General features: G+C 50.1%; 7 protein-coding genes. All 7 read left to right on the top strand.

What is annotated here, in order from left to right; translation table 11 throughout:
* The first annotated feature begins 81 nt into the window (after positions 1-81).
* The 7 genes from BLU87_RS09490 to BLU87_RS09460 all read left to right on the top strand — a co-directional run bounded on the left by BLU87_RS09490 (position 82) and on the right by BLU87_RS09460 (position 12343).
* On the top strand, positions 82-1080 hold the full coding sequence (locus tag BLU87_RS09490) for a branched-chain amino acid ABC transporter permease (RefSeq protein ID WP_092347343.1): 999 nt from the start codon (positions 82-84) through the stop codon (positions 1078-1080).
* Positions 1067-1831, top strand: coding sequence for an ABC transporter ATP-binding protein (locus tag BLU87_RS09485; RefSeq protein WP_092347340.1), 765 nt, complete (start codon positions 1067-1069; stop codon positions 1829-1831). Before BLU87_RS09490 ends, BLU87_RS09485 begins: the two co-directional genes overlap by 14 nt.
* Positions 1832-1990: 159 nt before the next feature.
* The gene (locus BLU87_RS09480) at positions 1991-4078 is read left to right on the top strand and encodes an ATP-binding cassette domain-containing protein (protein ID WP_092347337.1); all 2088 of its coding nucleotides are present in this window, start codon (positions 1991-1993) and stop codon (positions 4076-4078) included.
* A gap of 333 nt (positions 4079-4411) precedes the next feature.
* Positions 4412-8977, top strand: a complete 4566-nt coding sequence (gene gltB, locus BLU87_RS09475; protein ID WP_092347334.1) for a glutamate synthase large subunit — start codon at positions 4412-4414, stop codon at positions 8975-8977.
* Complete coding sequence (locus BLU87_RS09470; protein ID WP_092347331.1) at positions 8970-10448, top strand: glutamate synthase subunit beta; 1479 nt, start codon at positions 8970-8972, stop codon at positions 10446-10448. Before gltB ends, BLU87_RS09470 begins: the two co-directional genes overlap by 8 nt.
* A 287-nt stretch (positions 10449-10735) precedes the next feature.
* Entirely contained in the window at positions 10736-11887 is a 1152-nt protein-coding gene (locus tag BLU87_RS09465) for an ABC transporter substrate-binding protein (protein WP_092347328.1), read from the top strand.
* An 81-nt stretch (positions 11888-11968) separates the two neighbouring features.
* Positions 11969-12343, top strand: coding sequence for a hypothetical protein (locus BLU87_RS09460; RefSeq protein ID WP_092347325.1), 375 nt, complete (start codon positions 11969-11971; stop codon positions 12341-12343).

Genomic DNA, 12343 nt, shown 5'->3' with positions numbered 1-12343 from the left:
GGAGACACTGTAATGCTGAGAACTGCTTTAGAGGGCGATCTGCTCCCTATAATTCAGAGCTTTTATGGTAAATAGAATTCTATGACCAGCAAACAAAAATTCCTCTATTTTATTTACCTCCACCGCACTGGTCTCTCTGTCACCGGGCTCTCATTAGCACTGTTGCTCTTCCCACTGATTGAAGACAATCCCTACACCCTCGGACTGACGAATCTAATCGCCATCAATGCTCTGGTGGTGCTCGGGCTGAACCTTTTCATCGGTTACGCCGGACAGATCTCTCTTGGTCATGCCGCCTTTTTCGGTATGGGAGCCTATGGTTCAGCCATTGCAACTGTCACCCTTGGAATGCCTCCCTGGCTTGCCATGGTGATCGTCGCCATCTTGGTAGCGTTGGTCGCACTGTTAATCGCTGTCCCGATCTTGCGTCTTTCGGGTCATTATCTGGCTATGGCGACTCTGGGGTTAAACTTCGTCATGTACACGGTCCTGCTGCAGTGGGATGAAGTGACTGGTGGTCCCAGTGGTTTTTCCGGCATCCCTTATCTCTCGATTGGCGACGTTCAGTTTGATGATGAATTCCGGCTCCATTACCTGCTTTGGAGTTTTGTCATGGTCAGTCTGATGCTCTGCCTGAATCTGGTCCGCAGTGGCGTCGGTCGCGGTCTCTCAGCAGTGGCCGGAGACGAAGTTGCAGCACAAGCTCTGGGGGTCAATACCCGCAACGCAAAAATTAAAGTATTTATCCTCTCGGCAGTGCTGGCGTCACTTGCCGGCAGTCTCTTTGCCCACTGCTATTCTTTTGTCAGTCCTGACTCCTTTGGTATTTTCACCTCGACAGATATGGTCATCATGGTCGTCGTTGGTGGCATGGGATCAATCTGGGGATCTTTGTTTGGCGCGGCCCTGATTACCCTGCTTCCAGAGTGGGTTGATATGTTTGAGACCTACAAAGATTTTGTTCATGGCGGCATTCTGGTTCTCGTGCTGATGTTCCTGCCTCAAGGGTTGGTCACTGGCTTGATCGACACCATCAAAATCAAGCTCGCACTGCGGAGGCGTAAAAATGTTGCGTCTTGAGAACGTCAGTAAAAACTTTGGCGGTCTGCCGGCCCTGAGTGAGGTGACTTTCACCGTTCCCAAAGGACAACTGACGGCTCTGATCGGGCCAAATGGTGCCGGAAAAAGTACCTTGATTAACTGTATGACCGGGGTTATCGAACCAAGTTCGGGGCAGATTTTTTTTCAACAACAGCAGATCGCTTCGCTTCCAGCATACAAAATCAGCAGACTGGGGATATCTCGAACCTTTCAGAATTTAAAAATTTTCCCCCGTTTGACCGTTCTAGAAAATATTTTAACTGGTTTGACCAGTGAAGGGGGCGATTCGATGCTCATGGCTATGTTGCGGCTCCCCTATTTGCGCCATCGGGAAAGAAGTTTGAAATTACGGGCACTGGAAGCTCTGGACCGCTTCGGCTTGGCCGACAAAGCCAACTGGCCTGCCGAAGTATTAGCCTATGGTGATAAAAAGCGCGTTGAATTAGCTCGGGCTACGGTAGGAAAACCACAATTGATCTTGCTCGATGAACCGGTCGCAGGTCTCAACGCCGAAGAAACAGCCACTGTTGCTGAGCAGTTACGCTTGTTGAGAAGCGCTGGGCATACCATGCTTCTGGTCGAACATGATATGGATCTGGTCATGGAGATCGCTGATCAGGTTGTGGTGCTGGACAGTGGTAAATGTATCGCCACAGGGACTCCAGATGAGGTCCGCTGCAATCCGTTAGTGCTGGAGGCATATCTGGGTCGAATGGGCGCTACGGCTTAATTTTTTAGTGGAGGGACGCAAAGAAATGCTGAGATCGCTGAGAAATCCTAGAATCTCATCGCTGTAATTTAACTCTGAAAGAAAGCTTCTTGCCCCTTCTGCGTTAAAGATGTGATCCGCGTGTGGCTTTTTATAACTTGTTACTTTAATGGTTTAATTATGCTGAAAATCAATAATCTCACCGCTCACTATGGCGCAGCTCAGGCTCTGTTTGGAATCGATCTGCAGATCAACCAGGGTGAAACAGTGGCCTTGGTGGGGGCCAACGGAGCAGGCAAAAGCACCTTGCTGAAATGCCTTATGGGGCTGATTAAGCCCTCAGCCGGTGAGATCAGCCTCAACGGAAAAAAAGTCACCAGTTCCAGCCCGGCACAGATGGTGCGTCGTGGCTTGGCTCTCTCTCCCGAAGGACGTGAGGTTTTCAGTCATTTATCGGTGTTAGAAAATCTCCAACTTGGAGCCATCCCGCTAAAACTCCCAAAATCCGAGACCACCCTGCGGATCGATGACGTTTTTGCCCGTTTTCCTAAACTCCATGAGCGGCAGCAACAATTGGCCGGCACCCTGTCAGGGGGCGAACAACAGATGCTCGCAATGGGACGGGCCTTGATGGCAAAACCAAGCTTATTGCTATTGGATGAACCCAGCCTCGGACTGGCACCCAAAATTACCGATGAAATCTTTGCCATTGTCCAGCAACTTTCCCGTTCCGGGACCACGATCCTGCTGGTTGAACAAAATGCCGCACGGGCACTTTCAGCTTCGGACAATGCCTACCTGATGGCCAACGGGAAAATCGTTGAGCAGGGGAAAAGTCGAGATTTATTAAACGATCCTGTGCTCCGTTCAACGTTTCTCGGAACTGCCAGTAAAGCAAACCCAGCCGCCAGCCGTTTAGGTGCTGCTGGACTGACCAATATTCGCCTGGAGAAGACCAACATGCAGCTACAGAACTTTATGCCCGCGTTTACCAATGAGGCCGAACTCAAAACCCATCAGCTCGCAGGACTTCAGTGGACAGTGCGCCACGCCTACGAAGGTTCGGCTGAATACCGGAAAAAATTCGATCAACTCAACATCACTCCGGAGACAATCCAATCTCTGGAGGATTTACAAAAACTCCCGTTTACCACCGCTGAAGACCTGCGTGATGGCTACCCGTTCCCACTGCGCTCTGTCCCTTTCGAACAAGTCGTCCGCGTCCACGCCTCATCAGGGACAACCGGAAAACGAAAAGTTCTCTGCTACACCCAGAAAGACCTCGATGATTGGACCGATTTTTTCGCCCGTTGTTATCAGATGGCCGGGGTCACACCTCTGGACCGGGTGCAGATTGCGGTCGGCTATGGCGTCTGGACTGCGGGCATGGGCTTCCAACTGGGTTGTGAGAAGATCGGCGCTCTGGCCGTCCCTGTTGGTCCCGGTAATATTGACATGCAGATTCAATTTTTACTCGATTTTCAATCAACTGTTTTTTGTTCCACAGCATCCATGGCGTTATTGATGGCAGAAGAGATCCACAAACGTGGCGTTGCCGATCGAATTGCCGTTAAAAAGATCATTTATGGTTCAGAACGGTCCAGCCGTTCGATGCGACAAAAAATATCCGAGCTATTCGGTGGGGCAGAATTGTTTGATATCACTGGGCTCACTGAACTCTACGGCCCCGGAGCCGGCGTTGAATGCAGCGAGCATGACTGCATTCATTACTGGGGCGATTATTATCTGGTTGAAATTCTCGACCCAGAAACCTTATTGCCACTACCGGATGGGGAGTGGGGAGAGATGGTTGTCACATCGCTGTGCAAGGAAGGAGCTCCGCTGATCCGTTACCGGACCCGAGACATCACTCGGATCATTCCCGGCCGTTGCGACTGTGGCAGTATTTTGCCGCGTCATTCTCGGATCAAAGGACGCAGTGATGACACCATCAAGTTCCGTGGTGTCAATATCTACCCCAGCAGCATTGATACCATCTTATCATCCGTTCCGGGAATCGGCTCCGAATTCCAAATCCATTTAACCCGTGATACTGCCGAACGCGACCACCTCCGTTTGGTTGTCGAACGCGCCGAAAATGTCGATCCCAAACGCAGCCCGGAACTCAGCCACGAAGTGACCCATCAGGTTAAAAAACAGTTGCTGGTTTCCATTGATCTGGAACTGGTTGATTATGCCAGCCTCCCTCGGTCAGAAAAGAAAAGTCAGCGGGTTTTTGACAACCGTATTGAGGATGAAATTGTTTAGTTTACCGCGGGTTTATTGCTATAAAGGTCGATGACAAAAAGGATTATGCTGTTTTGCATATATTTTTCGTTGGATTTTAAACACAGTAAGTGGTAATGTCTTTGGCTATCTTTCTGATTTATGTCGCGCTTTCTTGTCATATTCACAGTTCAGTCTGACAAAGACATCCCAAGAAACTGATTGAATTCTTAGGCTCGGACGTTTTTCTAACGCCCACGGCTATTTGCTGCAAGATATTTGACCGCATCGGCTTCGCCGTTTCGTCAAAACTTACCCGGCAGTGGTTCCAAAAATATCCTCTGCCCCAGTTACCTCATAGATTTAGGACCAACGATGACAAATCATATCGGTATGCCGCCCGCACAGGGCCTGTACGATCCAGCTAACGAGCATGATAACTGTGGTGTCGGTTTTATTGCCAACATCAAGGGTAAAAAGAGTCATAGTATCGTTAAACGTGGTATCGAGATTCTTTACAACCTGACCCATCGAGGCGCAGTAGGAGCGGACCCATTGGATGGTGATGGCGCTGGCCTGATGATTCAGATACCAGACACCTACTATCATGAAGTCTGCGATTTTGAACTCCCCGTAGCGGGTGATTATGGCGCCGGAATGATCTTCCTGCCTATCGATTCAGTTTCTCGTGAAGCTTGCATTGCCGCGTTGGATCGTGAACTGGTTCGCGTCGGTTGCAACGTCCTTGGCTGGCGTGAGATTCAGACCGATAGTAGCGGCATCGGCCGCAATGCCCGTGCTCTTGAACCACGGGTAATGCAGGTTTTTGTCGGTCGCGGTGAAGTCGAAGCCGAACGTTTCGACCTGATGCTCTATCTGGCCCGTAAACGGGCTGAAAATCACATTCGCAACAACAAACTTGCTGGCGCTGAGATGTTCTATGTCTGCTCCCTCTCCAGCCGTACCATCCTCTACAAAGGGATGCTCCTTTCTGAGCAACTAAATACCTTTTACCCCGAATTGGATGATGAACGTCTCGTCAGTGCCTTGGCTTTTGTCCACCAACGTTATAGCACCAATACGTTCCCCACCTGGGATCTGGCTCAGCCGTTTCGCTATATCGCCCACAATGGTGAGATCAATACCCTGCGTGGCAACATTAACCGGATGCGTGCTCGGACCGCGTTATTCGCTCATCTCGATCTGGCTGACGGAGTCACTGATCTTGACCCTGTCATCATTGAGGGGAGTTCTGATACCGCTTGTCTTGATAACGCTCTGGAACTGCTGGTGGTCACAGGTCGTAGTCTGGCCCACTCGCTGGCGATGCTGGTGCCCGAAGCCTGGGTCTCCAAAGCCCACCTGCGCCCCGACGTTAAGGGTTTCTTTGAATACCACGCAACGATGATGGAACCCTGGGACGGCCCAGCGAACATTGTCGCCTGCGATGGCAAACAGATTGTCGCAATCCTCGACCGTAACGGTCTGCGCCCTGCCCGTTACTGGATTACCAGTGACGACGAGATTATCTACGCTTCGGAAGCTGGAGTTCTGGATGTCCCTGCAGAGAAGATTCTGCGTAAAGAGAGACTGGCACCCGGCAAGATGATCCTGGTCGATATTGAAACCGGTCAATTTAAAGAAGATCATGAAATTAAAGGTGACCTCGCAGCAGAGCACCCTTATGCTTCGTGGGTTCGTGAACATTTGATCAGATTAGATGACCTTCCAGCTCCGGCAACAAAACGGGTCCCCAGCCTCAGCGAACTCCGCCGCACACAAGGGAGCTTTGGCTATACCCTGGAAGAGATGCGAGTCGTTTTAGCACCGATGGCAAAGAATGGTCAGGAGCCCGTTGGTTCTATGGGAACCGATACTCCGGTTGCCGTGTTGTCAAAGAACAGTAAGTTGCTCTACTGGTACTTCAAGCAACTTTTTGCGCAGATCACCAATCCACCGATTGATCCTCTGCGTGAAGAGATTGTTATGAGTCTGACCCAGTATCTGGGACCGGCGCGCAACATTCTTATGCCTGGTCCTGAACATTGCGAAATGCTGGAATTGGATCACCCGATCGTCACCAACGACGTGCTGGAACAGCTCCGACACAGTGATATTCAAGGATTCCGCGGGACGACCTTGAGCACCCTTTTTGATGCGACTCAAGGTCCGGAAGCTTTGGAACAACGTCTGCAGGCTTTGTTTATCGAAGCGGAGGAGGCTGTTGACGCTGGCCGGACCATTTTGGTTCTTTCTGATCGTGGTGTATGTGCTGACAAAGCCCCGATTCCTGCATTGTTAGCTTTATCTGGAATCAATCACCACCTGATCCGGGTCGCTAAGCGTAGCCAGTGTTCTCTGGTCGTTGAAACCGGTGAAGCCCGCGACGTTCACCACTTCGCTCTGTTGCTCGGTTACGGTGCAACCGCCATTAACCCATACCTCGCTTTCGAAACATTACAAGACATGGTCACTCAGGGGATGCTGCCCGGTCAGGATGGTAACGATCATGCCGACGAAGAGACCGATATCCTCCACCATTACAGTAAAAATTATATCAAAGCGATCGGAAAAGGCTTACTCAAGGTCTTTTCAAAAATGGGGATCAGCACCTTGCAGAGTTACTGTAGTGCGCAGGTCTTTGAGATTGTTGGTCTGGATCAGGAATTCACTGCCAAATACTTCCCTGGTACCGCCAGTCGTATCGGTGGAGCGAGCTTGCTGGAAGTTGCTACCGAAAGTCTGATGCGTCACCAACTGGCTTATGCCACTCGAGTCGATCGCAATCGCAACCTTGACCGTGGAGGTGAATATTCCTGGCGGCGTGAAGGAGAAGTTCATCTGATGAACCCGGAAGTTATCGCCTTGCTGCAACATGCGGTACGATCCGGTAGTCGCGAGGACTATAAGCGCTTTTCTGCTCAGGTTGACAATCAAAGTGAGCGTCTCTGCACCCTGCGGGGGTTATTCAAGTTCAGACCTCAAAACGAACCGATTCCACTTGATGAAGTTGAGCCTGTCAGTGAGATCGTCAAACGTTTTTGTACCGGAGCCATGAGCCTCGGTTCAATTTCACCCGAAGCTCACGAAACCCTCGCTATTGCCATGAACCACCTTGGGGGTAAATCCAACACTGGTGAAGGGGGTGAAGATCCACGTCGTTTTACTCCAGACGCCAACGGTGACCTCCGCCGCAGCGCGATCAAACAGGTGGCTTCTGGACGCTTTGGGGTTACTCCACACTATCTGGTCAACGCGGACGAATTACAGATCAAGATTGCTCAAGGCGCAAAGCCCGGCGAAGGAGGACAACTCCCCGGGCACAAGGTGAGTGAATATATTGGCGAACTCCGTTTCAGCGTTCCAGGGGTGACTTTGATTTCGCCGCCACCACATCATGATATCTACTCCATCGAAGATCTCGCCCAATTGATTTTTGATCTAAAGAACTGTAATCCCAAAGCTGACATTACGGTTAAACTGGTAAGTGAAGTCGGTGTCGGGACTGTTGCTGCAGGGGTCAGCAAAGGCCACGCAGAACGGGTCATCGTTTCTGGTTACGATGGTGGCACCGGAGCCTCGCCAACCTCCTCCATTAAACACGCTGGGGTTCCTTGGGAAATCGGCTTGGCGGAGACACAACAAACGTTGGTACTCAATGATTTACGTGGACGGATCACTGTTCAAACTGACGGTCAGCTACGTACTGGGCGTGACGTTATTATCGCAGCCTTGCTAGGCGCTGAAGAGTATGCCTTTGCAACTGTCGCTTTGGTGACTATTGGCTGCGTCATGATGCGTAAATGCCACCTCAACACCTGTCCTGTCGGCGTCGCCACTCAGGACAAGGCGATGCGTGCCAAGTTCAATGGGAAACCCGAACATGTCATCAACTATTTTACCTTCCTCGCTGAAGAGGTGCGCGAACTGCTGGCAGAGCTCGGTGTACGTAGTCTTGATGAACTCATCGGTCAAACCCAGTACCTTGAAATGGATGACGCCATCAAACATTGGAAGAATCAAGGTCTCGACTTTTCGCGAATTCTAACCAAGCCCCAAGTAAGTGAAGGGGTTGCAACGCGACGGATCCAAGGGCAAGAACATGGCCTCGAAAAGCAATTGGATAATCAACTGATCACCCTCGCTAAACCGGCCCTAGAGCGGCAGGAAGTAGTGAATATTCAATTACCTATTCGCAACTCTGACCGTACCTTTGCGACGATGCTTTCGGGTCAGATCGCTTTGTTACACGGTCGCGAGGGTCTGCCTGCCGGAACCATCAATATTCAACTGACAGGGATCGCCGGACAGAGTTTTGGTGCCTTCCTCGCTCCCGGCATTGATCTGCGCCTGGTCGGTGAAGCCAATGACTACGTTGGTAAAGGGATGGCCGGTGGACAAATCAGTATCCGTCCGGATCCAAAAGTATCCTTCGTCTGGCAGGATAATTCAATTATAGGCAATACTGTCCTCTACGGAGCGACTGGAGGTGAAGCCTATTTTGCCGGCAAAGCTGGCGAGCGCTTTTGCGTCCGTAACTCGGGCGCCACTGCTGTGGTCGAAGGGACAGGTGACCATGGCTGTGAATACATGACCGGAGGTCGCGTCGTCTGTCTGGGGCGCACGGGGCGCAATTTTGCTGCAGGGATGTCAGGTGGATTTGCTTACGTCCTCGATGACGATAATCGCTTCCGTCGCCGCTGTAATCCGGCGATGATTGATCTCGAACAGATGGCTATCGAAGATGAGGATGCCAAATGGTTGCGGCAGACCGTCGACAAGCACCACAGATTGACCGGTTCACCGCGAGCGGCTGATATCCTTGCAGACTGGGATAACTACCTCTCCCGTTTTGTCCGGGTTTTCCCCCGCGAATACCGCCGTGTGCTGACCGAAAGGGCAGCTCAGGCTGAGAAAGAGAAGGAGTCCATTCATGGGTGATCCACGTGGATTTATAAAACATGGCCGTCGTGATAAAACCCTGCAACCGGTTAATTCCCGACTACAAAATTTTGACGAACACTATAATTATCCCAGCGAAGAGAAAGTCAAAACTCAGGCTGCCCGTTGTATGGATTGTGGTGTCCCTTTCTGTATGACTGGATGCCCACTAGGAAACCTGATCCCAGAATGGAACGATCTGGTTTATCGTGGTCAATGGAAGCAAGCGTTGACCGCTCTACACGCGACCAATAACTTTCCGGAATTTACCGGCCGGGTCTGTCCCGCGCCCTGTGAAACGTCCTGCGTGCTCGGAATCAATGAGCCCCCAGTCACCATTAAACTGCATGAGGTCTCAATCGTTGATAAAGGTTTTGAGGAAGGCTGGATCCGTCCTCAACCACCAGAGCAACGCACCGGCAAAAGTGTCGCCATCATCGGTGGCGGCCCTGCCGGTCTCGCCTGTGCCCAGCAGCTCAATCGAGCAGGTCACAAAGTAACAGTCATCGAAAAATCTGACCGCGCCGGTGGTTTGCTGATGTATGGCATTCCCCACTATAAGTTGTGGAAACAAAGAGTACAACGGCGGATTGATCTGTTGGTGGCGGAAGGGATTGAGTTCCGTTATTCCTGCGAGGTTGGCAAGGATGCCACCTTTGATGAGATCAAAAGTTCATTTGATGCTGTCGTTTTGGCGACAGGGGCTGAAGAGCCACGGGATCTCCCTGTTGAAGGACGGGAATTAAAAGGTATCCACTTTGCCATGGAATTTTTACCGCAACAGAACCGTGCCTGTTGGGGAGATCATAATATCGCCGCACTTCATCCGCGGCAGAGATTGATCAACGCGAAAGGGAAAAAGGTGATCGTTATCGGTGGTGGTGATACCGGTTCAGACTGTATCGGCACCTCTATGCGACAAGGGGCAACCAGTGTCTTCAACTTTGAGCTGCTGGAACACCCTCCGGCAGAACGCAGCCCAAACAATCCCTGGCCGCAATGGTCACGCATTATGCGCGTCAGCACCTCGGTTGAAGAGATGCACGTTTTGGGCGGCGACGTATACTATGAGATTATGACCACCCGCTTTATTGGCAGGGACAAAAACGTCACTGGGCTGGAGACTGTCAAAGTGAAATGGAAAGACGGACGCCCCGAGAAGATACCGGGGAGCGAACAGATTTGGAAGTGCGATCTGGTCCTCTTGGCTATGGGCTTTCTGGGTCCACGCTCAGAACTGATAAAACAGGCCGGTTGCAAAACCGATCAACGTTCCAATGTCGTAACCGACCCAAAAACACGCATGAGCACAGTTGACGGTGTCTTTGCTGCTGGCGACTGCCGCCGAGGACAGAGTCTGGTCGTATGGGCCATCAGTGAAGGTCGTGAGATCGCCCGATGCGTGGATGAGTATCTGACCGGAACAGAAAGTCAGTTACCAAAGGTCCGGTTGGAATTTTTCGACTATTAAGCAACTGCTATCTTTTTATCCCACCTTTTTGTTCCTCATCAACTCCGCGCCAATCAGGTTTTGGCGCGGAGTTGATAATACGAAACCAAGTTTAAATTGCCCCTCAACTGCCCCGCAATCCTCAACAGCTCCTGTTTTAACACAATTTATAAGCACAAAAGATTGACTCAATCGCTTAAATCCTCTATCTTGACTTCCGCGTACTATCGTACTAGTACATAGATACAAGTCACAGGACTCAAGATCTGAGCTGATCTTCACCGTTGGTTGAAAAGGAGAATAAATAAATGAACAAAGTAATGGGACTGCTGCTAGGTCTTGCACTTCTCGCCTCGTCTGCAATGGCTGCTGACAACATCAAGCTTGGTGCTTTCTTTGACCTCTCCGGTCGTGGTGCCTTCATTGGCACACCGACAAAACTTGTCGCTGAGATGGTTGTTGACAAGATCAACACTGCGGGGGGGATTCACGGCAAAATGTTGGAGTTAAAAATTGCTGACACCGAGGCTGATCCTGCGAAAACGGCTTCCATTGCCAAGAAATATATCTATAAGGATAAGGTCGCTGCGATTATTGGTCCCACCCTCACAGATACCGGCATGAATGTGAAACAAGTTGTCGATAAAGGTCGGACACCTATATTTATGACCGTTGGTGGTGATCCGGTCATTATGGGAGGGAAGTTCGGTCCAACCAAGTGGGTGTTTAAATCCCCACAACGATCCAGTATCGCTGTAGAGCGGCTGTTTATCTACCTTAAAAGCAAAGGTTTGACAAAGGTTGCTTTACTCGCAGCAGCCGACGGTTTTGGGAAAGACGGTTCAGGCTGGATGGACAAACTAGCCCCGAAATATGGGATTGAAATCGTTGCACGTGAATCCTTTGGGACCCGTGACACCGATATGACAGTGCAGCTGACAAAGGTTAAAAATAGTCATCCCCAAGCGCTATTAGCCTGGACAATTGGTCCGGCCGGTTCCATTCTCGCGAAAAACAAAGTTCAACTGGGGATCGATATCCCGCTATTCCAATGTCATGGTTTACCAGATCCTAAGTATATTGAATTAGCTGGTACTGCAAGCGAGGGCGATCGGATGCCGGCAACCAAACTCATGGTGGCTGATGAATTACCAGACTCTGACCCGCAAAAACCAGTCATCCAGGAATTCATCCGACTTTATAAAGAAAAAGGTTATGACAAACAATTCCCCATCAATACCCACTCGGGATATGCTTGGGACGCGATTATGATTGTTTCCAACGCGATCAAAAAGGTCGGAACCGATCCCGAAACATTACGCAATGAGATCGAAACCACGACAAATTATATCGGTGTGTCGGGCATCTATAACATCAGCAGTGATGACCATAATGGGCTTGATGTCGATTCAATGGTGATGGTTCAAGTCAAAAATGGTAAATTCGTTCTCGCTGAATAGTAAAATTTATTCGATCCTTAACAATTAAAGAGCCTTCTCTGCCATAGGCGAAGGCTCTTTTTTATTCTCTGCAAGATCGCCATGAAATACGATTTCGATTTTTCACAACGGCCCGATTATATTTTGATCAAAACCGGTGGTTTTGATGTTGTGGAGGATTTTTATAATCTGTTAAAAGATTTATTTGCTTCACCGAATTGGACTCAAGGAACTGCACTGATTATCGACCATCGATATCTTGACCTAAAAGTGCTAACCCTCAAGCAAATCAAAATGATCTTTTCCATCCTTGAATTTCATGCCGACCAATTGGCTGAAACAAAATGTGCTTTCATTATTGATCTTAAAGGTGCAGCATTGGTGAACGACTTGCTCAACCGGATGGATCAAACATCAACCATAGCTGTCAAGTTTTTTACGGATCCACAGAGCGCAAAGCAGTGGCTATCGGATTAA

The organism is Desulfuromusa kysingii, from assembly GCF_900107645.1.
In the GTDB taxonomy this organism is placed as follows: Bacteria; Desulfobacterota; Desulfuromonadia; order Desulfuromonadales; family Geopsychrobacteraceae; genus Desulfuromusa; species Desulfuromusa kysingii.
The sequence above is the reverse complement of the archived record's forward strand: the minus strand, read 5'-3'. Positions and strand labels throughout refer to the sequence as shown.